We start from the raw sequence: 20,265 nt of genomic DNA, 5'->3' as shown, positions 1-20,265 counted from the left end.
CGTGAACGCAGGTTGAGTAGAAGGTGCAACTTGCCAAATGCCCCGTCACGTATCGGGGCTCTATGCATTTGTCCATGAAGCTCTCTCAGGCATGGTGGGCTTGTCACAGATGCCACACATCCAGCGACCGGAGTCATTGGCCGGAATATGCGGGCGAAGATCGACATAGTCCGGGACTTCCTGAGGGGTGATGGCACGGTTCTGCGTCCATGCGGCTTCGTCAACAAGCCTTTTATCCATGAGAAAACTGGCATCGACCACGAATTGACTAGTATCTACTGGAGACGGGGCCCACGCGCCTGGTGTTGAACCGGGTTTGACTTGAATGCCAGGCGTGCAGTCGTTTCCGTCCTGGTCTGTATGGCCATGAGGTGACAGTTCAAGGCGCGAATGACCGACCACATCATGGGTAATGACCGCCGGCTGTTGTTGCCGGAAATAGCGATTATCCAGATGGGTCGAGAATCTTTTTAAACTATTCATCGCGCCTCCCGCCTTCAACCTCAAACGCCAGCTTTACACTCCATTGAAAATGAGTATTGAGGTGCTACCCGGATGTGTACAGAGACGAAAGCCCAATCAAATTCTGAGACCTTGGTCAGTGAATCCGATCAGACCTTGGTCCAATCAGACGTTGGCCAAACGTCCAGTGGTGGAGTGCCCGGAAGACAGAGCGCCCGTGCGAAATTGCGCCTTTTGAGCCGTTCAACCCAGTTCGTGATCTGCGCCACAATAATTCTGGGTTTGACCATGACGTTCGTTGGAAACCTCGTGAGCCAGAGTATCGAAGACGCAACGGTCCAAACGGCGGCAGAAACGGGCGCGCGTTATATGGCGAACTTTCTCGAACCTTTCGTCCAGGGATTGACCACTGCCAACGAACTCCCCGATGAAACTGTTCAGACCATTGATAACCTGCTGTCCAGCACCTCGTTCAGTACACATGTTGTCTCGGTGAAGATCTGGCTTCCGGACGGCACGATTGTCTACAGCACCGACAAATCTACGTTCAAGAAAAACTTCCCGACAGAGGAGATCTCACAGGCGCTGGCAGGCAGGATCTATACAGAACTGAACGAAGACCTTGTTGATGATACCGAGGATGCTTTTGAGCGAAGCCTGAACATTCCGTTCTATGAGATTTTTGCTCCACTGCGCGAAGCGGGTACTGGAAAGATTGTTGCGGTTGGTGAGTTCTACGAAACCGCGCAAGCGTTACAGCGCGAAATCAATAACGTTCGCAAGAAAGTATGGGCGATTGTCGGTACAGCAACGATGGCGATGATTTTGCTCTTGTTTTTTATCGTTCGGCGTGGCGACAAGATAATAAAGCAGCAGGAAAAAGCACTTCAATGGCGAATGCATGAGCAAGCCAGGTTGCACTCCAATAATGCCGCCCTTCAGCACAAAGTCACTACCGCCAATCACGAGTTCGCCAGAATCAACGAACTCACCCTTCGTCGGATCGGGGCAGACCTTCATGATGGTCCTGCCCAGCTGTTGTCACTGATTCTCCTTCGCCTTGAAGAGCTCGAAGATTCGCAAGGCGCCTCGGATGGGGAAGCCCTCGAAATGATCAGACGTGCCGGCGAGGATGCTTTAAAGGAAGTGCGGGAAATATCACTTGGCCTGGCCGTTCCGGAGGTCAATGACCTGACCCTGCACGATGCGCTGGTATTGCTTGTCCAGCGGCACGAAGATCGAACCGAGACGCGAGTCGACCTGCAGCTTGATACTCTTCCAGACGACGTACCGATAGCGCATAAAATCTGCATTTACCGCTTCGCCCAGGAAGCATTGAACAATGCCTATATTCACGCTGGAGGAAAAGGCCAAAAGCTCAGCGCCTCTCACTCCGAAGGCCTGCTGCAAGTGCAGGTCGAGGATGCGGGAGTGGGTATTTCAACCGAGAAACCGAGTGTGTCAGGTCGAGGTAGAACGCATCTGGGCCTGGTCGGCATGCGCTATCGCGTCGAATCCCTCGGCGGAACATTCACCATTGAATCGGCGCCCCATGCCGGAACCAAAGCCAGGGCGCAGTTCAGAATCTGATCACCCGTGCCAAAGTGATCGTTGCAATCAAGTCACCGCAAGCGCCAATGGCTCGTTATTTGGCTAACCGTTGTCATTCAAGTCGCGGCGTTGAAGAACACTGCATAAGCCAGGTACATGGTCACTCTCCCAATGCCGTCTCACTGCTGCGACTGCCTGCGTCCGGTTACGAACGTGCAGCTTGTACATCACATTCGTCATGTAGTGCTTGATGGTCTTCTCGCAGAGTTCGAGCTTGATAGCAACCTCACGGTTGGTCAGACCCTTCGATACCTCCCGGATAACCTGTTCTTCACGATGGGTCAGCTCGACCTTTTGCTTGTCACCCGCGTGCTTTCTGAAATTGCTTAACATCTTGCTGGCAAGCCTGGGAGTAATGAAGGTTTCACCACTGGCGACATTTCTGATGATCTGTACAAGCTCACGACCGCTTATACCTTTCAATGCATATCCCTGCGCGCCCGCTTCGAGGGCGGAATAGGCGTCTTCGATGGATTCGGATACCGTCAGCATCAAAACCTTGACTGCCGGCGAAGAAGCTGAGATCGCTCGCACGGCAGCAAAGCTGTCGCCCGGCATGTTTACATCCATCAGCAATACATTCGGAGCAAAACGAGCGGCAATTTCCAGGGCTTCATCGGCAGACCCACCCTGCTCGACTACCTGAAAGTCAGCTATTTTTTTCAGCGCCATTGTGACCCCATCCCTCAACAGCGGGTGATCATCAACGATGCCGATCCTGATCATTGAACTCATAGGAAGCTCCTCATTAGAGGCGATGGAGCTGCTTGGCGGTGTCGCGTGTTTCATTTTTCTCCCCTCGCGTCATGCCGAACCTGGCAATCCCCGTCGTCTCCATGATGTCGGGGACGACAGTTGTTGCGGGTACCTGGGGGCTGCAACTAATGAGCCATTTCAATGGGGCGAAGAAAAAGCTCAAACCAATTAACAAGATGATTCCGGATGTTTCGAGCGAGAGAACGGTTGAGGCGGGGAATATTCCTCAAATCAGGTGGTAAACACCCGGTTGGGTGGGTGAAATGCCCCATTTTTGGCGGTTGAATCGGCCCTGATTCGCCGAGCGCTTCTGGGGGGGGCATTGTCACGAGTCGACCCCGCCACCCGGTTGACCCAACAGGACAGGTCTGGCCGCGTCAGCATGCTCTTGGCCCTGGGAGGCAAGCGCGGCGTACACGCTACTTGCCACCTCCATCAGAGCACTCTACGAAATCTCAAGCCCATCACCCATGTGCTAACGTTCGCGCTTCATCAATTCCAAGTCGTACGCCAATGTCCATTGCAGACAACCTCCTTGCCTTTACCTTGGCCGCCACCCTGCTGACGCTGACACCGGGCCTCGATACCGCGCTGGTCTTGCGAACCGCAACGGTGGAAGGCAAACAGCAGGCGTTTCGCGCTGCACTGGGTATCAATGCCGGCTGCCTGTTGTGGGGCGCGGCTGTCGCCTTTGGCCTGGGTGCTCTGATTGCGGTATCGGAGCTGGCTTACAGCCTGTTGAAGTACTGCGGCGCCGCTTACCTGGCGTGGCTCGGATGGAACATGTTGCGGCGTCCACGCAGCTCATTGTCGCCCGTCGAGGCGGACGCAAAACCGAATGCAAACTGGTTTCTCAAGGGCATGATGGGCAACGTCCTCAATCCCAAGATCGGGATTTTCTACGTCTCCTTTCTCCCGCAGTTCATTCCCCAAGGGCACAACCCGATTGCCTGGACATTCGGTTTGGTCAGCATTCACGTAGTGCTCGGTTTGATGTGGTCGTCGACGTTGATTGGCGCAACTCAACAACTCGCCGGCGTTCTGCGGCGCGAGAAGGTAATCACCTGGATGGATCGCACAACAGGCTTGATCTTTGTGCTGTTCGCCGCCCGGTTGGCCCTTGGCAAGCGTTGAGGACGGTCTCAGCGGCGAGCACCCGCAAGCGGCACTTGTCCGTCAGCTGCACTGACTCCGTACATTTCTGCGCCGAGACCGCGGTTTCCGGTCCGGACCACGGCTCCGATTCACCTTCGATGTAGCGCATCACTCCCCTCAGTCTCAGCTAAGTTTCGCTGCGTATTGTCTCCCTTGCGCAAGTTCGGCGCTGCACAGGAGAGGCAACCCGCCCATGAAACCCGATACAGCCGGATGGCTCAACAAAGTACCCGAAGTGACCCTGTCATTCTGGGTGATCAAGATCCTGTCCACGACGGTGGGTGAAACCGGCGCGGACTTTCTCGCTGTCGATGCCGGCCTCGGCCTGGGCTGGACCAGCGTCGGCATGGCGACATTGCTGGCCATCGCCCTGTTCATTCAGATGCGCAAAACCGCCTGCTCGCCCTGGATCTACTGGCTGACCGTGGTACTGGTGAGCATCGTCGGGACGCAGCTCACCGACATCCTGACCGACGTTCTCGACGTCAGCCTGTACACCAGCACGGCGGTGTTTTCTGTCTTGCTGGCAATCAACTTTCTCGTCTGGTACCGGGTGGAACACAACCTGTCGATCCGCGAAATCGTCACACCACGACGGGAATGGTTCTACTGGACGACCGTGCTCTGCACCTTTGCCCTCGGTACCGCCGCCGGTGACCTCGCGACCGAGGCACTGGGCCTGGGCTTCACCCTCGGCGCGGTGATTTTCGGCGCGCTGATCGCCGCAACCCTGGTGGCCTGGCGCCTGGGTGCCAATGTGGTACTGGCCTTCTGGGTCGCCTACATCCTGACCCGGCCGTTCGGTGCCTCTCTGGGCGACTTGCTGACCCAGTCCAAGACCTACGGCGGCCTCGGCATGGGCGCCACCTGGACCAGCGCGATTTTCCTGTGCGTGATCGTACTGCTGGTTGCGGTCGCGCAGATCAGCGTCGGCAACCGTAAAACCGTCACTCAGTAACGCTAAACAGTCCATCAAGGAAACGTCATGCGCCCTTTTCAAAACATCATTCGCCACGTCGCCATTGTCTCGTCGATCTTTTTGCTGAGCATCGCCGCCGGTTGCTCGAAACCTGCCGACAAGCCTGCTGCGGGTGCCACATCCGGTGCGATGAGTGCACAAACCCAGGCCGGTTCAAAACTGGGGGACCTGTCCGAGTTCCGCAGCATCGCCGCCGACGTTGCCGCGCTCGTCGACAAAAATGACCTGCCGGGGGCGAAAGCCCGCATCAAGGACCTGGAGAGCGCCTGGGATTCTGCCGAAGCCGGCATCAAGCCTCGCGCCGCCAGCGACTGGCATGTCCTGGACAAGGCCATTGACCGCGCACTCGACGCCTTGCGCGCCAGCAGCCCGCAACAGAGTGACTGCAAGGCCCGCATGGACGAGCTGATGAAGGCCTTCGACTCGATGAAAGGCGCGCAATAACCGGGCGGACAAACGCCAGTACAGGTGCTTCAATACAGGCGCGACGGTGAAGACCGCCGCGCCTTTTTTTTTCGGAGCGGAACATGCGCATATTGCTGGTCGAAGATGACCCGATGATCGGGGATGCCATCCAGGGCGCACTGAGTGATGCGAGCTACGCGACCGACTGGGTGAAAAACGGCCTGACCGCACTTTCAGCGCTGGAGACCCAGCCCTACGACCTGGTACTGCTCGACCTCGGATTGCCAGGCAAGGACGGGCTCGATGTGCTCGACAGCATTCGCGGCCGCAACAACCCGGTGCCTCTGCTGATCATCACCGCACGGGACAGCCTCGACGATCGCCTGCGCGGCCTCGACGGAGGCGCCGACGACTACTTGCTCAAACCCTTCGACATGGCGGAGTTGCTGGCCCGCATGCGTGCTGTGCTGCGCCGCAAAGGCGGTAGCGCCCAGTCATTGCTGGACAACGGTGTGGTGGCACTGGACCTGGTGTCAAAACAGGCAAGCACTGCCGAAAACCCCGGCGTGCAACTGTCCAGCCGCGAATTCGCCCTGCTGCAGGCCCTGCTGATCCGCCCGGGGGCGATCCTCTCGCGCAGCGAACTCGAAGACCGCCTTTACGGCTGGGGCAACGAAGTGGAAAGCAACGCCGTGGAGTTTCTGATTCATTCGTTGCGACGCAAGTTGGGCAACCAGGTCATCAAGAACGTCAGGGGTATGGGATGGATGGTTTCAAAAAGCGCCTGAGCGACTCGGTCCAGGTACGGCTGTCGGTCGCATTGTCGCTGGCCATCCTGCTCGTGGCCGCGCTGGCCGGGGTGTTTGCGTTCGTCTCGGCCCTCGACGAGGCCCACGAAATGCAGGACGAAACCTTGCGTCAGGTGGCTGTCCTGTTCGATCGGCAGCAGATGACCCTGCACTACCCCGCTGCCGGAAAAACCGCCGGCGACGATGAAGAGTCCAGGGTCATCGTGCAATACCTGGCAGACAGCAGCAAAGCCGTCGGCAGCACTGACGACAACGTCCTGCCGCTGCCCTTCCCCACGACGCTGGCCGAGGGACTGTCGACCTTGAGCATCGCGGGCGAAGACTTTCGCGCACTGGTCAGGACCACCGCCCGTGGCGAGCGCATCGTCGTCGCCCAGGAGACGGGGGTTCGCGACAAGGAGGCGCGCGAGAGCGCCTTGCGCAGCCTGTTGCCCTTTCTCATTCTGTTTCCGGTGCTGTTGCTGGTGGTGGGTGATCTGGTGCGCAAGCTGTTTCGCCCCATCGCAGCCCTGTCCGACGAAATTGATCGACGGGACAAACAGGCCCTGCACCCGGTCGATGAACACCATTTGCCAACCGAGATCCGCCCTTTTGTCGTGGCCATCAATCGCTTGCTGGCGCGGGTTGCGCAGTCCATGGAAACCCAGCGCCGCTTCATCGCCGACGCCGCCCACGAACTGCGCTCGCCCATGACCGCCCTGTCCCTGCAAGCCGAGCGGCTGCAGGCCACACCCATGCCGACACAAGCCGCCGAGCGCCTGCTGCCACTGTCGCTCGGCATTGAGCGCAGCAGAAAGCTGATCGATCAGTTGCTGGCCCTGGCCGCCGCGCAATCGAACGCCGAGCGGCCGCAGACCATGGTTTCGGTGCATGAGGTCTATCGACGGGTGCTGGAGGACCTGTTGCCCCTGGCGGAGCGCAAGAACATCGACATCGGCGTTGAAAGCACCGAAGACGTGCAGCTCGTCATCAACGAAATGGACCTGCTGATCCTGGTCAAGAATCTGGTGGACAATGCGATCCGCTACACCCCTTGCGGCGGCCGCGTCGACCTGTCGGTGGAGCTGGCGCAGGAAACCGTGATCCTTCAGGTCAAGGATTCCGGCCCGGGTATCACCACCGATGAACAAATGCGCGTGTTCGACCCGTTCTATCGCAGTGTAGGCACCGAAGAACCGGGCTCCGGGCTGGGCTTGTCCATCGTCAGGGCCATCGCCGAGCGTACCGGGGCTCGTCTGCATCTGGGATTTTCCAATGAGACGGCCAAAAGCGGGTTACGTGTTTCGGTCGGGTTACCAAGAGGCTCACGCTAAGCTCGTGTGTATCACAGTGTGTCAGCGCGTATGCCCGATACACAGACTTTCATCCGGCCTGCGATTCGACACAGGCCGGATACGTTGTCGCGTTTCAATGCAAGCAAGGTTTCAAGGGGTTCAGACGGGACCCCGACCCATGGCTCGTATGGAGGCATCCCATGAAGAAGGCACTGCGCAACAACAACCCTGGCCACACTCGCCGCCACCTGGTCGGCCCTTCGATCCTCGCGCTTGCACTGTTCGGCGCGCTTGGCGCGGCCCATGCACAATCGGCCACCACCGAGCAGTCAGCGGCGACCCCAGCCACACAGGCGGCGCCCTTGCCCTTCGGCCCGCTCAAGCATATCAATGCCGGACTGCTGGACGTGGCGTACGCCGAAACCGGCCCGGCCAACGGTCCGGTGGTGATCCTGCTGCACGGCTGGCCATACGACATTCACAGCTATGACGAGGTCGCGCCGTTGCTGGCGGCCAAGGGTTATCGGGTGCTGATGCCCTATGCGCGAGGCTATGGCGACACACATTTCCTGTCCGAAAAAACCCTGCGCAACGGCCAGCCGGCTGCGCTGGCCAGTGATGTCATCGACTTCATGGACGCGCTGAAGATCAAACAAGCGGTGCTCGGTGGCTATGACTGGGGTGCGCGTTCGGCCGACATTGTTTCGGCGCTGTGGCCGGAGCGGGTCAAGGCACTGGTCTCGGTCAGCGGTTATCTGATCGGCAACCAGGCAGCCGGCAAGAACCCGCTGCCACCCAAGGCGGAATTGCAGTGGTGGTATCAGTTCTACTTCGCCACTGACCGCGGCCAGGCCGGTTACGAGAGAAACACCCACGACTTCGCCAAGCTGATCTGGCAACTGGCTTCGCCGAAATGGGCGTTCGATGACGCCACCTTTGACCGCAGCGCCAAGGCATTGGACAACCCGGACCATGTCGACATCACCGTGTTCAACTACCGCTGGCGCCTGGGCCTGGTCGAGGGCGAAAGCCGATACGACGCACTGGAGCAGAAACTGGCCACGGCGCCGTCCATCAGCGTGCCGACCATCACCCTGGAAGGCGATGCCAACGGCGCACCGCACCCTGCGCCCGAAGACTATGCCAAGCGTTTCACCGGCAAATACGAGTTCCGGCTGATCAACGGCGGCATTGGCCACAACCTGCCGCAGGAAGCTCCGCAGGCGTTCGCCAAGGCGGTGATCGATGCCGACCATCTTTGAGGGTTGATTCGGTTTACGCGCTTTCCCGCGAACAACGACCTCCACGGCACGGCTCGTTTACGTAAACGGGCCGTGCGCATGCGCGCTTTGAGTCAAACACAGCACACCGATTCAATATTCCCGGCCCGATCTACGTAACCATGGCGTCGCCAAAAACATGAAACAACAAGCGACTGCAGGCGGACTCCTGTAGGAGCGAGCCTGCTCGCGATGGTCGATAACGATAACGCGTGTTTACTGCCTGAACGCGGCGTACTTGAGACCATCGCGAGCGAGCTCGCTCCTACAGTGAGTCATCACCCACCGTCGCTGAGCCTGTGGTGAACAATAGATGACGTGTGACTCGCAAGACCTCAGGGCCGGATTGCCGTTCTGGTTATCGGTGCTGCTCGCCGGCACGGCCGGGACCGCCGTGGCGGATGAATCGGCGCCGGGCTTTCTGGACGGCGCGACGCTTGGCGTGCTCAGTCGAAACTTTTACCTGAACAGCGACTATCGATCCCCCTCGCCGACCGGCAAGAATTACAAAGCCGAGTGGGCTCAAGGTTTTATCGGCACTTTTGAATCCGGCTTCACACCGGGCACGCTCGGCTTCGGCCTCGATGCCCATGCCTTTCTCGGATTGAAGCTCGATGGCGGCAAGGGCCATTCCGGAACCGGTTTGCTGCCCGTGGGCAGTGATGGTCGCAGTGAAAGCGATTACTCCAGCGGTGGCGGCGCGATCAAGCTCAAGGCCTCGAAAACCACCCTGGCGTTTGGCGAAATGATGGTCGAGTCCCCGGTATTCGACACTGCGGACAAACGCCTGCAACCGGAGTACGCCACCGGCTTTCTGCTCAACAGCCGCGAAATCGACGGCATGAACCTGCAAGCCGGCCACTTCACGGCGTTCAAGAATCAGGACAGTGCTTCAGGCAAGGGCGACTTTTTCGGGTATGGCGCCAGCACCCAGGCCGGCGGCATTTCGTTCGTCGGCGCCGACCTGTTTACCCGAAGCCCGGTCGGCGGCGCGCTGTACGCCTCGGAGCTGACCGACACCTGGCACCAGTACTACGGCAACCTGCACTTCAAACAGTCCGATGTGTTCCTCGACGCCAACCTCTACCACACCCGGGACACCGGCCAGGCGCTGGCCGGCGCCATCGACAACACCGCGTACAGCCTGTTGGGCCAATACACGCTGGGTGCCCATGGTTTCACCCTGGCGTATCAGAAAGTCGACGGTGATACGCCGTTCGATTTTGTCGGTGGCGACTCCATCTACCTGGCCAACTCGATCAAGTTCGCCGACTTCAATGGCGCCCACGAACGCTCCTGGCAGGTTCGTTACGACCTGGACCTGGCCACCTTCGGGATACCCGGCCTGAAGTTCATGACCCGCTACGTCACCGGCGACCAGATCGACGGCACGCATGCGCCACAAGGCGGGGCCTACAACCCGTTCGACCCGGCGACCGGCTCCTTCGTGCCGCAACAAGGTGCCGGGGGCAAGCACTGGGAGCGCGACATCGACCTGCACTACGTCGTGCAGTCCGGGTCGGCCAAGGGTTTGTCGCTGCAACTGTCCCATGTGTCGCACCGGGCGAACGCGGCCCAGGCCGGCGATGACATCGACCGGATATATGTAGTGATTCAGTACCCGCTGGGGTTCTGAGGAATGCACTCGGAAATGTTTGGAATGCATTCAACTGTTGGAGCGGGCTTGTCGCAAAGTTGCAAATTCTGGTCGGATTGGATGAGTCGCAATAGAATTCCGACCGCTCGATACCGCACCAATAGTATGATAATTTGCACACAGTCACCCATCTCCGTAGAGGCCCAATCATGGGAACCGTAAGAAAAACCATCACCGTGACTGACCAGCAAGACAACTGGATCAAGGCGCAGATAGAAGCGGGCCATTACACCAACGACAGCGAATATATTCGCGATCTGATCCGTCGTGAACAGGAGCGCAGCGCTGAACTCGAAACGATCCGTGCCGCCCTTCTCGAAGGCGAATCCAGCGGAAAACCTCGCCCATTCGATCCAGCTGCATTCAAACAGAGAATGTTAGCCGCGCATGGCTGAATATCGTCTAACGCCTGCCGCAGAGGGTGACCTTGAGGCCATCTGGAGTTACACCGCTCGCCAGTGGGGCCTGGATCAGGCCAATCGCTACATTGACATCCTTACCTCAGCATTTTCGCAATTGGCCGAGCGCCCGAAAAAGGCGCCGGCCTGCGACACTATCCGTCCTGGTTATCGGCGCTGCAGCGTAGAGCGGCACATGATCTATTTTCGAATCACTGCGTACGGAATTGCGATCATCAGGGTCCTTCATGATCGGATGGAAGCGCAGCGCAATCTCTGACGATCCATTTCGCAACCCCGTGTAAAAACTGGACGAATGCGTTGCTTCGACCAACCGCCATCGCGAGCTGGCTCGCTCCCAAAGGGGACTCGGTTGAGTCAGCAAGTTTGGGGTTGATTGGCGGAAGGCAGCCGGAGTCGAACCTGCCCGGGAACGGATGCCGTCCCCAACCGGGTTTGAAGCCCGGCCGCGCCACCGGGCGCGATTGCCTTCCTTGATCAAAGCTCTGTGCGCTGGGCCAACGCGCTGTCCGGGCGAACCTGCCGACGATCGCCAAAGCGCCGGGTCAGGCCGATACGGTCGAAGTACTCCAGTATCTGGATACTGCGCTTGCGCCCCAGACCCACCGCATCACGAAACGCCGCCACCTGAATCACCGGGTTGGCGTCCGCCAGTTGCAACAGCATAGCCGCCAATCGGCGAATCATGCTGTCGGGGTAGAACAGGTCCCGCACCACTTGGTGCATCAGGCCCAGACGCGCCATTTTGCGTAGCAGCCCGCGCACGGCCGCTTCGTCATGCCCCAGGTCGCGCACCCACGGTGGGGCGAAGCCCGCCCGTTCGAACAGCGGCTGCAATTGCAGCCACAGGGCCTCGTCCTCTTCGCTCAAACGCACCTGATGCCCGGGCAGATGCAACCACGGGCCGCTGCTGGCGATGTCGCCGCTGGCCAGCAATTCGTCGAGCAGGCTGATAAACGTCGAACGCTCCATCTCGCTACCGGTGAATCGGCGCAGGCGGTCGCGGTCCGGCCCCATCTGATCCGCTTCAAGATGATGGAAACGCTCGAGGTGCCCGAGCACTGCAACTTTCAGGGCTTCCCAGCGGCTGGCACTGAACAGCAACGCGCCTTGGCGGGTGTCGATCAAGCGCACATCGGCGGGCAACACCCAACTGCTGCGCGGTCGGTTGAACTGCCGCTCCAGGCGCTGCGGTTCGAGCCCGCTGTCGCTGTGGGCCAGCAATGCCGGCAACACATCTTCCAGCCTCGCGTTGTTCGCCAGCGCCTGCAGTTGCGCCAATCGTTCGGCGCTGCGACGTTGCCGAGCGGGTGCAAACGGATCGAGCACCCGGCCACCACCCAGGGTGCGCTGGGCACTCTGATCGCGCAGGATCAGCGGGTCGCCTTTCACCGCCTGCACCGGTGTATTGAGCAGCAGTTGCGCGAACATCCGCCCACCAGGCTCCAGACTGACGCCTTCGAGCAAGGCGGCTCGACCGGTGACGTCCTGGGTGCCGAGGTGCACGTGCACCGGTTGAAAGTGCTCGAAGGCCCGGGGTTCGCCGGGGAGCAGCTGCAGGTCGATGTCCAGGCGTTGGGTCGGTGCGTACAAGCCGGCGGCCAGCAACCAGTGACCACGATGGATGTGCTCCAGAGCCAGCCGTTCGGCGCTCAGGTTCAATGCCACGCGCTGGCCGGCAACGGCGTGGTCGGCGGCCTGGTTTTGCGCGTGCAGGCCACGAATGCGCACCGGTTTGCCTTGAGGCCCCAGCAGCAAGGTATCGCCCACCGCAACCTGGCCGGACAGCGCCGTGCCGGTCACCACGATACCGGCCCCGGCCACGCTGAACGCCCGATCGATCGCCAGGCGAAAACCACCTTCGGTGCTGCGTTGCGCCACTTCACGCTGGGCATCGAGCAACGCCTTGCGCAAGGACTCAATGCCCTCGCCGGTCACACTCGACAGCGCAATCAGCGGCGCATCGGCATACGGTCCGGGCGCGAGCAAGGTGCGGACCTGATCGCACACAATCTGCACCCTGGCGCTGTCGACCCGGTCGCACTTGTTGATCGCCACCAGCGCCCGCGGGATGCCCAGCAACTCGACAATCGCCAGGTGCTCGCGGGTCTGCGGCATCACTCCGTCATCGGCGGCCACCACCAGCAACACCAGATCGATGCCCTGTGCCCCGGCAAGCATGTTGTGGGTGAAGCGTTCATGCCCGGGAACGTCAATGAACCCGGTCAAGCCCGATCCCGGTTCCAGCTCGGCATACAGGTAGCCGAGGTCGATGGTCATGCCGCGCTCACGCTCCTCCCGGCGCCGGTCACCCGCCTGACCGGTGAGCGCCTGGAGCAGTGCCGTCTTGCCATGGTCGATGTGCCCTGCGGTGCCGACAATCACCCTGCCCGGCCCTCCACCTGCAATTGATCAAGTTGGGCCAGCCATGCCGGCTCGTCGTCCAGTTGCCGCAGGTCCAGCCACAGGGCGTCATCGTCAATGCGCCCGAGTACCGCAATCGGCAAGGCGCGAAAGGCTGCTTCCAGGATCAACAGGGAACGCCCGCGCAAGCGCTTGGACGTCAGCGCACGCAAACACAGCGCCGCGCTGGCCAGCCGCGCCACCGGTTGGCTGCCGCTGCCGATCATGCCCAGTGCCGGCATGGCGCTGACGCTCCAGCCCTCACCCAGCACCTGGGCCAGCGCCGGCCGCAGTCGCTCGGCCTGGGCGAGGATATCGGCCTGTGGCCGGGTCAACAGGCGCAGGCTGGGCAAGCGCTCGGCCAGCCGGTCCGGGTTGCGGTACAGACCCAACACCGCTTCCAGGGCCGCCAGGGTCATTTTGTCGACCCGCAGCGCACGCTTGAGCGGGTTCTTCTTGATCCGGGCGATCAGCTCCTTGCGGCCGACTATCAGCCCGGCTTGCGGCCCGCCGAGCAGTTTGTCGCCACTGAAGGTGACGATGTCCGCGCCATCGAGCAACGCCTGACGCACCGTCGGTTCAGCGGGCAACCCCCAACGCGTCAAATCCAACAGGCTGCCGCTGCCGAGGTCTTCGAGCAGCGGCAAACCGTGCCGGTGTGCCAGTTGCGCCAGTTCGGCGGTCGGCACGCTCGTGGTGAAGCCTTGGATACTGTAGTTGCTCGCGTGCACGCGCATGACCAATCCGCTGCGTGGGCCGATGGCAGCCTCGTAGTCGCGGGCATGGGTGCGGTTGGTGGTGCCGACCTCAACCAGTTTCACCCCGGCGCGGGCCATGATGTCGGGAATGCGGAAGGCGCCGCCGATTTCAATCAGTTCGCCACGGGAAATAACTCCTTCCTTGCGCGCACCCAGGCTGTTGAGAGTGAGCAGGACCGCTGCGGCATTGTTGTTGACCACGGTCACCGCTTCGGCGCCGGTCAGTTCGCGGATCAAGCCTTCGATCAGGTCGTCGCGGTCACCGCGCTTGCCGCTGCGCAGGTCAAACTCCAGGTTGAGCGGATAGCGGGCAGCCATTTGCACCGCCTCTATCGCTTCTTCGGGCAACAATGCCCGCCCGAGATTGGTGTGCAGCACTGTGCCGGTGAGGTTGAATACCCGCCGCACATGGCTGCGATGCTCGATTGCCAATCGTTCGCCGACCCGGCCCGCCAAGACTTCAGCGCTGACTTCTACAGGTTCGAGCACACCTTGCTGCACCCCAACGCGCAACTCTCCCAGCAAATGCCGCAGGGCCGCCAGCAAAACGTCGCGGCCATAGCGCGCGGCCAACGGCTGGCACGCCGGATGCCGCAACAAACTGTCGATGGAAGGTAGACGCAAGGGTTGGCTGGCACCGTGTGCAGACATCTGGCGCTCCTGAAAACGAATGACCGTCGCGCCAGAGTGTAGACGCTGCGGTTATTCGTCTCCCGGCGCCAGCAACAGATTGGGTGCCAAACGCTGATAACCGTCCTGGGCCAGGCGCATGTCGAGCATCAGGCTGCACAGGTCTGCCGACAGGGCTTCGGCGTCCGCATCGTTCTCCAGATAGAGCAACTTCAGATAGCTGTTGCAACCGGGGCAGACTTCGGCGCGCAAAGGCGCCTGGTTGGCGGCATGGCGGTCATCGTCAAGGCTGAGGTATTCCAGGCCCTTGCTCTGCTCGCAATACACGCACTTGACCCGCACCACATGCCACTCGCAGGCGCACAGCGAACAGACCAGGTAACGCAAGCCGTTGTGCTTGCCGCGATGGCGGATGACCCCGGCCATGGCCGGCGAACCACAGGCCGGGCACTGGCTGAGACTGTCGCCGGGAGTCAGCGCCAGGTTCGGCGTACTCAACAGCCAATGGCTCCACGCTGTTTGCAGCGCCGCACCGAGAAACGGCACCAGTGCCGCCGGCACCAGCGAATACTGGCCGCTGAGCAATGCCACCGCCCAGGCGCGGCGTTGCCCGGCACCGGCCAGGCGCAAGGTTTGCACGGCATCGGCCACAGCAGAGGGTGCCGGTGCGCCATAACGCTGCAGCAAAGCATCGAGGTAAAGCTGCCAATCCTCTTCGCGCGCCAGGCTGTCGGCCGCGAACGGCGGCAGGCCATGTTGCTGGCACAACTCGATGCGTTGCCGGTCGAGGGGCTCGCCAAGTGGCGGGTCGTCCAGCACCTGTTGCTGCACCCGGCACAACCCGGCAATCAGGTGCAGGTAATCGGCCAGTGGATGCCCCACGGCCAGCGTTTCCAGGCGCTGGGCGCGCAGGCTGAACAGGTTATGCGGTGGCATGTACAGAAACGGCGGCGAACTGGCCGCTGCTTCGATTTCTCCGGGTTCGAGGATGGTTGGCAAAGGTCAGCCCTTTTTGGTGATCGGTCGCGCGGGAGCTTCGTCGCGGGTCTCATCTTGAGTCACTTGGCGATACCAGAGTTCGTGGTGCTTCTTCGCCCAGCCGCGGCTGACCCGGCCGTGCAACATGGCGCTGACCGAGCCCTTGATCCAGATGCCGGCATAGATGTGCACGATGATGCTCAGGATCAGCACAAAAGCGGCCAACGCATGCAGCAACATCGCCCAGCGTATCGTGGTGATGCCGAACCAGTCACTGAAGTACGCACGCCAGATCACCAAGCCGCTCAATAGCAGCACCAGCATGCACAGCAGTAAAGTCCAGAACAGCAGCTTCTGCCCGGGGTTGTATTTGCCGATGGGCGGCACGCCCTCCTCTTTGTTCAGCATCACCCGATCGATGCGCTTGAGCCACAGGCGGTCATTGGCGATGAACTGGTTGGCGCGCCAGAAGCGCAACACCAGGCCGAGGAACAGCACGAACATCAGCACGCCCATGAACGGGTGGAGGATGCGTGTCCAGGGGCCGCCGCCGAACAGGTTGCTCAGCCAGAACAGCGCCGGGTGGAACAGCGCCAGCCCGGACAACCCGGCCATGAAGAACAGAATCGCCACCAGCCAGTGATTGGTGCGCTGGTTGCTGGTGTAGCGCAGGATCGTCTTGTTGCTCATGGCCTGCCCTCCCCACGGGGATCGAAGGTGTGCACCGACGGATCGACTTCGTGCACGGCATTGTCCGGCGGCGCCGGATGTTCATCCTCTTCGACGATTTGCGGGCCGACGCGCACGTAGTGGAAGAACCCGGCCAGCACCGCGGCGCCCATGGCCAACAGCGCCAACGGTTTGCTCACGCCTTTCCAGAACCCTACCAGCGGGCTGATCGCCGGGTGATCGGGCAAACCGGCGTACAACCTTGGCGTATCGGCATGGTGCAACACGTACATCACGTGGGTGCCGCCGACGCCTTCGGGGTCATACAGGCCAGCGTTTTCAAAACCCCGGCTCTTGAGATCGACGATACGTTCGGCGGCATGCACCTTCATGTCGTCCTTGGAGCCGAACACAATGGCGCCGGTCGGGCAGGTTTTCACGCAGGCCGGTTCCAGCCCCACCGCCACCCGGTCCGAGCACAAGGTACATTTGTAGGCCTTGTGATCCTTTTGCGAGATCCGTGGAATGTTGAACGGACACCCGGTGATGCAGTAGCCGCAACCGATGCAATGGTCCTGGTTGAAATCGACGATGCCATTGGCGTGCTTGATGATCGCGCCGGGGCTGGGGCACGCCTCCAGGCAACCGGGCTCGGCACAGTGCATGCAGCCATCCTTGCGGATCAGCCATTCGAGGTTGCCGGCGTCGGTCTCGTGCTCGGTGAAGCGCATCAGCGTCCAGGTTTCTGCGGTGAGGTCCTGGGGGTTGTCGTAGGTGCCATGGTTGTGACCGACCTCGTCGCGCAGCTCGTTCCATTCCGAACAGGCAACCTGGCAAGCCTTGCAGCCGATGCATTTGGTGGTGTCGATCAGCTTGGCGACTTCCTCCAGCTGGCGTACCGAGGACGGGGCGGTGGTGGTGGCCGAGCGGGCGATGATGTCTTGGCTGGCCATTTAGACTTTCTCCACGTTGACCAGGAATGACTTGGATTCCGGGGTCTGGGTGTTGCCATCGCCGAGGAACGGCACCAGGGTGTTGGTCAGGTAACCGTGCCGCGTGAGCCCGGTGAACCCCCAGTGCAACGGAATGCCGATCTGGTGCACCACCTGATTGTTGACCTGCAGCGGACGAATCCGCTTGGTCACCACGGCCACCGCTTCAATGAAGCCGCGCTTGCTGCTGACCCGCACCCGGTCGCCGGCGACGATGCCTTTTTCCTTGGCCAGCACTTCGCCGATTTCCACGAACTGCTCGGGCTGGGCAATCGCGTTGAGCTTGCAATGCTTGCTCCAGAAGTGGAAATGCTCGGTCAGCCGGTAACTGGTGGCAGCGTACGGGTAATCCTTGGCCACGCCCAGGGAATCCCAGACCGAATCGAAGATCCGCGCCGCCGGGTTGCTGGTGGCTTTCTTGTTTTGCGGGTGCAACGGGTTGATACCGATCGGTGTCTCGAACGGCTCGTAGTGCTCGGGGAACGGGCCTTCGTTCATCTTGTCGACGGCGAAGAATCGCGCCACGCCCTCGGGGTTCATGATGAACGGATTCATCCCCGCTTCCGGCGGCACGTCAGCCTTGTAGTCCGGCACATCGGTGCCGGCCCAGGCTTTGCCGTTCCACCACACCAGGCGCTTTTTCGGATCCCACGGTTTGCCTTGCAGGTCCGCCGAGGCGCGGTTGTAGAGAATCCGCCGGTTGGCCGGCCAGGCCCAGGCCCAGCCCTGATGCTGGTGCATGCCGTACGGGTCGCTGTTGTCGCGGCGGGCCATCTGGTTGCCCAGTTCGGTCCAGCTGCCACAGAAAATCCAGCAGCCGGACGCGGTGCTGCCATCATCCTTGAGCTGACCAAACCCGGCCAGTTGCGAATTGCCCTTGATCGCCGCGCCCGTGGCGTCGGTGAAGTCAGTGGTGGCGTAGCCGTTGATTTCCTTCGCCAGCTCCTCGGGCGAAGGTTCGTCCGGGATCTTGTACGGCCACGACAGTTTGAGCAGCGGATCGGGGTACTTGCCGCCTTGTGCCTGATAACGCTGGCGCAGGCGTACGAACAGCTCGCTCATGATGCGGATGTCGGTCTGCGCTTGCCCCGGCCCGTCGGCGCCCTTCCAGTGCCATTGCAGCCAGCGACTGCTGTTGACCAGCGAGCCGTCCTCCTCGGCAAAGCAGGTGGTGGGCAGGCGAATGACTTCGGTCTGGATGTCGGCACTCTTCACATCGTTGTACACCCCGACATTGCGCCAGAACTCCGAGGTTTCGGTGGCCAGCGGGTCCATCACCACCAGCCACTTCAATTTGGCCAGTGCCGCGGTCACGCGGTTTTTGTCCGGCAACGCGGCAATCGGGTTGAAGCCCTGGCACAGGTAGCCGTTGACCTTGCCCTGACCCATCAAATCAAACACCTTGAGGATGTCGTATTGGGGAATGTCCAGTTTCGGCAGGTAGTCATAGGCCCAGTTGTTTTCGGCCGTGGCGTTGGCGCCGTACCAGGCTTTCATCAGGCTGACGTGGAATTTGCCGTAGTTCTGCCAATAGGACAGTTGTCCCGGACGCAGTGGTTTCTGCGTGCGCTTGACGATGTAGGCGTTGTAATCCTGTTCGGCATCGCCGGGTAGCGTGAGGTATCCCGGCAGTGAGTTGGACAACAGCCCAAGGTCCGTCAGCCCCTGGATGTTGGAATGCCCGCGCAGGGCATTCACGCCCCCGCCCGGCATGCCGACGTTGCCCAGCAGCAATTGCACCATCGCCGCGCTGCGGATCATCTGCGCGCCAGTCGAGTGCTGGGTCCAGCCCAGCGCATAGAGGATGGTCATGGTCTTGCCCGGTTGCGAGCAAGTGGCGATCTCCTCCCATATTTTCTGCATGGCATCGACCGGCATGCCGCAAATCTGGCTCGCCAGTTCTTTGCTGTAGCGGCTGTAATGCTGCTTCATCAACTGATAGACACAGCGTGGGTCCTGCAGGGTCGGATCGACCTTGGCAAAGCCGTCCTCGCCCAGTTCATACCCCCAGCCGGACTTGTCGGTGTACAGGCGTTTGGCCGCATCGTAGCCGCTGAAGATCCCGTCCTCGAAGCCGTAGCCGGCTTTGACTATGAACGACACGTCGGTGTAGTTGCGCACGTACTCGTGCTGGATCTTGTCCTCGGTCAGCAGGTAATTGATCAACCCGCCCATGAAGGCGATGTCGGTGCCGGTACGGATCGGCGCGTAATAGTCGGCCACCGAGGCGGTCCGGGTAAAACGCGGATCGACCACGATCAGCCGCGCCTTGTTGTGCGCCTTGGCCTCGGTCACCCACTTGAAGCCGCACGGGTGCGCTTCTGCTGCGTTGCCGCCCATCACCAGAACCAGATTCGCGTTGGCGATATCGGTCCAGGTATTGGTCATGGCACCACGGCCGTACGTCGGGGCAAGACTTGCCACCGTCGGGCCGTGTCAGACACGCGCCTGGTTATCGAACCCCAGCATGCCGAGACTGCGCACCACCTTGTGGGTGATGTAGCCCGCTTCATTGGAGGCCGCCGATGCCGCGAGGAAACCGGTGGTCAGCCAGCGGTTCACCGTTTGGCCCTGGGCGTTCTTCTCGATGAAGTTGGCGTCGCGGTCGGCCTTCATCAGGTCGGCGACGCGATCGAGCGCTTCATCCCAGGTGATGCGGGTCCACTCGGTGCCGCCGGGCTTGCGCATCTGCGGGTATTGCAGGCGGCCCGGGCTGTGTATGAAGTCCAGCAGGCCTGCACCTTTGGGGCAAAGGGTACCGCGGTTGACCGGGTGGTCGGCGTCGCCTTCGATATGGATGATGTTTTGCGCGACATTCTTCGCCGTATCGCCCTGGCTATACATGATCAAGCCGCAACCGACCGAGCAATACGGGCAGGTGTTGCGGGTTTCATGGGTGTGGGCGAGCTTGAAATGACGCACCTGTTCGGCAAAGGCTGGCGTCGGGGCCATGCCCAACGCGCCCAGGCTAGAGCCTGCAAGGCCGATACCGGCGACCTTGAAGAACTGACGACGGCTGAGATCCATC

General features: G+C 60.9%; 18 protein-coding genes and 1 tRNA gene. 10 read left to right on the top strand and 9 right to left on the bottom strand.

Annotated elements, in window-relative coordinates:
- Positions 1-60: 60 nt before the first annotated feature.
- Entirely contained in the window at positions 61-483 is a 423-nt protein-coding gene (locus tag ACEN8E_RS13100; RefSeq protein WP_495592974.1) for a hypothetical protein, read from the bottom strand.
- A gap of 72 nt (positions 484-555) precedes the next feature.
- Between ACEN8E_RS13100 and ACEN8E_RS13095 the strand changes: the two genes are divergently transcribed.
- The gene (locus ACEN8E_RS13095) at positions 556-2,052 is read left to right on the top strand and encodes a sensor histidine kinase (protein ID WP_495592973.1); all 1,497 of its coding nucleotides are present in this window, start codon (positions 556-558) and stop codon (positions 2,050-2,052) included.
- Between the two features lie 63 nt (positions 2,053-2,115).
- Here the strand turns inward: ACEN8E_RS13095 and ACEN8E_RS13090 are convergent, their stop codons facing one another.
- Positions 2,116-2,808: a response regulator gene (locus tag ACEN8E_RS13090; RefSeq protein WP_495592972.1), complete on the bottom strand. Its 693-nt coding sequence runs from the start codon at positions 2,806-2,808 to the stop codon at positions 2,116-2,118.
- Positions 2,809-3,342: 534 nt separating this feature from the next.
- On the opposite strand from ACEN8E_RS13090, the gene ACEN8E_RS13085 reads away from it, so the two are divergent.
- From ACEN8E_RS13085 to ACEN8E_RS13045, 9 genes are all read left to right on the top strand, one after another.
- Complete coding sequence (locus ACEN8E_RS13085) at positions 3,343-3,963, top strand: LysE family translocator (protein WP_495592971.1); 621 nt, start codon at positions 3,343-3,345, stop codon at positions 3,961-3,963.
- A gap of 214 nt (positions 3,964-4,177) precedes the next feature.
- Positions 4,178-4,942, top strand: coding sequence for a COG4705 family protein (locus ACEN8E_RS13080; protein WP_495592970.1), 765 nt, complete (start codon positions 4,178-4,180; stop codon positions 4,940-4,942).
- Between the two features lie 27 nt (positions 4,943-4,969).
- Positions 4,970-5,407, top strand: coding sequence for a hypothetical protein (locus ACEN8E_RS13075; RefSeq protein WP_495592969.1), 438 nt, complete (start codon positions 4,970-4,972; stop codon positions 5,405-5,407).
- An 83-nt stretch (positions 5,408-5,490) separates the two neighbouring features.
- Complete coding sequence (locus tag ACEN8E_RS13070; RefSeq protein WP_495592968.1) at positions 5,491-6,156, top strand: response regulator; 666 nt, start codon at positions 5,491-5,493, stop codon at positions 6,154-6,156.
- On the top strand, positions 6,132-7,490 hold the full coding sequence (locus ACEN8E_RS13065) for an ATP-binding protein (RefSeq protein WP_495592967.1): 1,359 nt from the start codon (positions 6,132-6,134) through the stop codon (positions 7,488-7,490). The genes ACEN8E_RS13070 and ACEN8E_RS13065 overlap by 25 nt, the downstream gene beginning before the upstream one ends.
- A 161-nt stretch (positions 7,491-7,651) precedes the next feature.
- A complete protein-coding gene (locus ACEN8E_RS13060) occupies positions 7,652-8,713 on the top strand; it encodes an alpha/beta fold hydrolase (RefSeq protein ID WP_495592966.1) in 1,062 nt (353 codons plus the stop codon).
- Positions 8,714-9,044: 331 nt separating this feature from the next.
- Positions 9,045-10,367, top strand: a complete 1,323-nt coding sequence (locus ACEN8E_RS13055; protein WP_495592965.1) for an OprD family porin — start codon at positions 9,045-9,047, stop codon at positions 10,365-10,367.
- Between the two features lie 170 nt (positions 10,368-10,537).
- On the top strand, positions 10,538-10,783 hold the full coding sequence (locus tag ACEN8E_RS13050; protein WP_495592964.1) for a type II toxin-antitoxin system ParD family antitoxin: 246 nt from the start codon (positions 10,538-10,540) through the stop codon (positions 10,781-10,783).
- Entirely contained in the window at positions 10,776-11,066 is a 291-nt protein-coding gene (locus ACEN8E_RS13045; protein ID WP_495592963.1) for a type II toxin-antitoxin system RelE/ParE family toxin, read from the top strand. Before ACEN8E_RS13050 ends, ACEN8E_RS13045 begins: the two co-directional genes overlap by 8 nt.
- A gap of 118 nt (positions 11,067-11,184) precedes the next feature.
- On the opposite strand, the gene ACEN8E_RS13040 is transcribed toward ACEN8E_RS13045, so the two are convergent.
- From ACEN8E_RS13040 to fdnG, 7 genes are all read right to left on the bottom strand, one after another.
- A tRNA-Sec gene (locus ACEN8E_RS13040) sits at positions 11,185-11,280 on the bottom strand.
- Between the two features lie 4 nt (positions 11,281-11,284).
- The gene (gene selB / locus ACEN8E_RS13035; RefSeq protein ID WP_495592962.1) at positions 11,285-13,192 is read right to left on the bottom strand and encodes a selenocysteine-specific translation elongation factor; all 1,908 of its coding nucleotides are present in this window, start codon (positions 13,190-13,192) and stop codon (positions 11,285-11,287) included.
- Positions 13,189-14,619, bottom strand: a complete 1,431-nt coding sequence (selA, locus tag ACEN8E_RS13030) for an L-seryl-tRNA(Sec) selenium transferase (protein WP_495592961.1) — start codon at positions 14,617-14,619, stop codon at positions 13,189-13,191. The genes selB and selA overlap by 4 nt, the downstream gene beginning before the upstream one ends.
- Before the next feature lie 51 nt (positions 14,620-14,670).
- Positions 14,671-15,597 (bottom strand): formate dehydrogenase accessory protein FdhE, encoded by a 927-nt coding sequence (gene fdhE, locus ACEN8E_RS13025; RefSeq protein ID WP_495592960.1) that lies wholly within the window; start codon positions 15,595-15,597, stop codon positions 14,671-14,673.
- A gap of 3 nt (positions 15,598-15,600) precedes the next feature.
- Complete coding sequence (locus tag ACEN8E_RS13020; protein WP_495592959.1) at positions 15,601-16,266, bottom strand: formate dehydrogenase subunit gamma; 666 nt, start codon at positions 16,264-16,266, stop codon at positions 15,601-15,603.
- Positions 16,263-17,198 carry a formate dehydrogenase subunit beta gene (gene fdxH / locus ACEN8E_RS13015; protein ID WP_495592958.1) on the bottom strand — a complete coding sequence of 312 codons (936 nt, stop codon included), beginning with the start codon at positions 17,196-17,198 and terminating at the stop codon, positions 16,263-16,265. Before fdxH ends, ACEN8E_RS13020 begins: the two co-directional genes overlap by 4 nt.
- Entirely contained in the window at positions 17,199-20,264 is a 3,066-nt protein-coding gene (gene fdnG, locus ACEN8E_RS13010; RefSeq protein ID WP_495592957.1) for a formate dehydrogenase-N subunit alpha, read from the bottom strand.
- Position 20,265 lies beyond the last annotated feature (1 nt).

Source organism: Pseudomonas sp. Pseusp9 (assembly GCF_059491265.1).
The sequence above is the reverse complement of the archived record's forward strand: the minus strand, read 5'-3'. Positions and strand labels throughout refer to the sequence as shown.

Coding starts and splice junctions, on each gene's coding strand:
- ACEN8E_RS13045 (WP_495592963.1), top strand. CDS start 10,776: ATGGCTGAATATCGTCTAACGCCTGCCGCAGAGGGTGACCTTGAGGCC.
- ACEN8E_RS13020 (WP_495592959.1), bottom strand. CDS start 16,266: ATGAGCAACAAGACGATCCTGCGCTACACCAGCAACCAGCGCACCAAT.
- fdxH (WP_495592958.1), bottom strand. CDS start 17,198: ATGGCCAGCCAAGACATCATCGCCCGCTCGGCCACCACCACCGCCCCG.
- ACEN8E_RS13050 (WP_495592964.1), top strand. CDS start 10,538: ATGGGAACCGTAAGAAAAACCATCACCGTGACTGACCAGCAAGACAAC.
- ACEN8E_RS13080 (WP_495592970.1), top strand. CDS start 4,178: ATGAAACCCGATACAGCCGGATGGCTCAACAAAGTACCCGAAGTGACC.
- ACEN8E_RS13070 (WP_495592968.1), top strand. CDS start 5,491: ATGCGCATATTGCTGGTCGAAGATGACCCGATGATCGGGGATGCCATC.
- ACEN8E_RS13060 (WP_495592966.1), top strand. CDS start 7,652: ATGAAGAAGGCACTGCGCAACAACAACCCTGGCCACACTCGCCGCCAC.
- ACEN8E_RS13085 (WP_495592971.1), top strand. CDS start 3,343: ATGTCCATTGCAGACAACCTCCTTGCCTTTACCTTGGCCGCCACCCTG.
- ACEN8E_RS13090 (WP_495592972.1), bottom strand. CDS start 2,808: ATGAGTTCAATGATCAGGATCGGCATCGTTGATGATCACCCGCTGTTG.
- ACEN8E_RS13100 (WP_495592974.1), bottom strand. CDS start 483: ATGAATAGTTTAAAAAGATTCTCGACCCATCTGGATAATCGCTATTTC.
- ACEN8E_RS13065 (WP_495592967.1), top strand. CDS start 6,132: ATGGATGGTTTCAAAAAGCGCCTGAGCGACTCGGTCCAGGTACGGCTG.
- ACEN8E_RS13095 (WP_495592973.1), top strand. CDS start 556: ATGTGTACAGAGACGAAAGCCCAATCAAATTCTGAGACCTTGGTCAGT.
- ACEN8E_RS13055 (WP_495592965.1), top strand. CDS start 9,045: ATGACGTGTGACTCGCAAGACCTCAGGGCCGGATTGCCGTTCTGGTTA.
- ACEN8E_RS13075 (WP_495592969.1), top strand. CDS start 4,970: ATGCGCCCTTTTCAAAACATCATTCGCCACGTCGCCATTGTCTCGTCG.
- selA (WP_495592961.1), bottom strand. CDS start 14,619: ATGTCTGCACACGGTGCCAGCCAACCCTTGCGTCTACCTTCCATCGAC.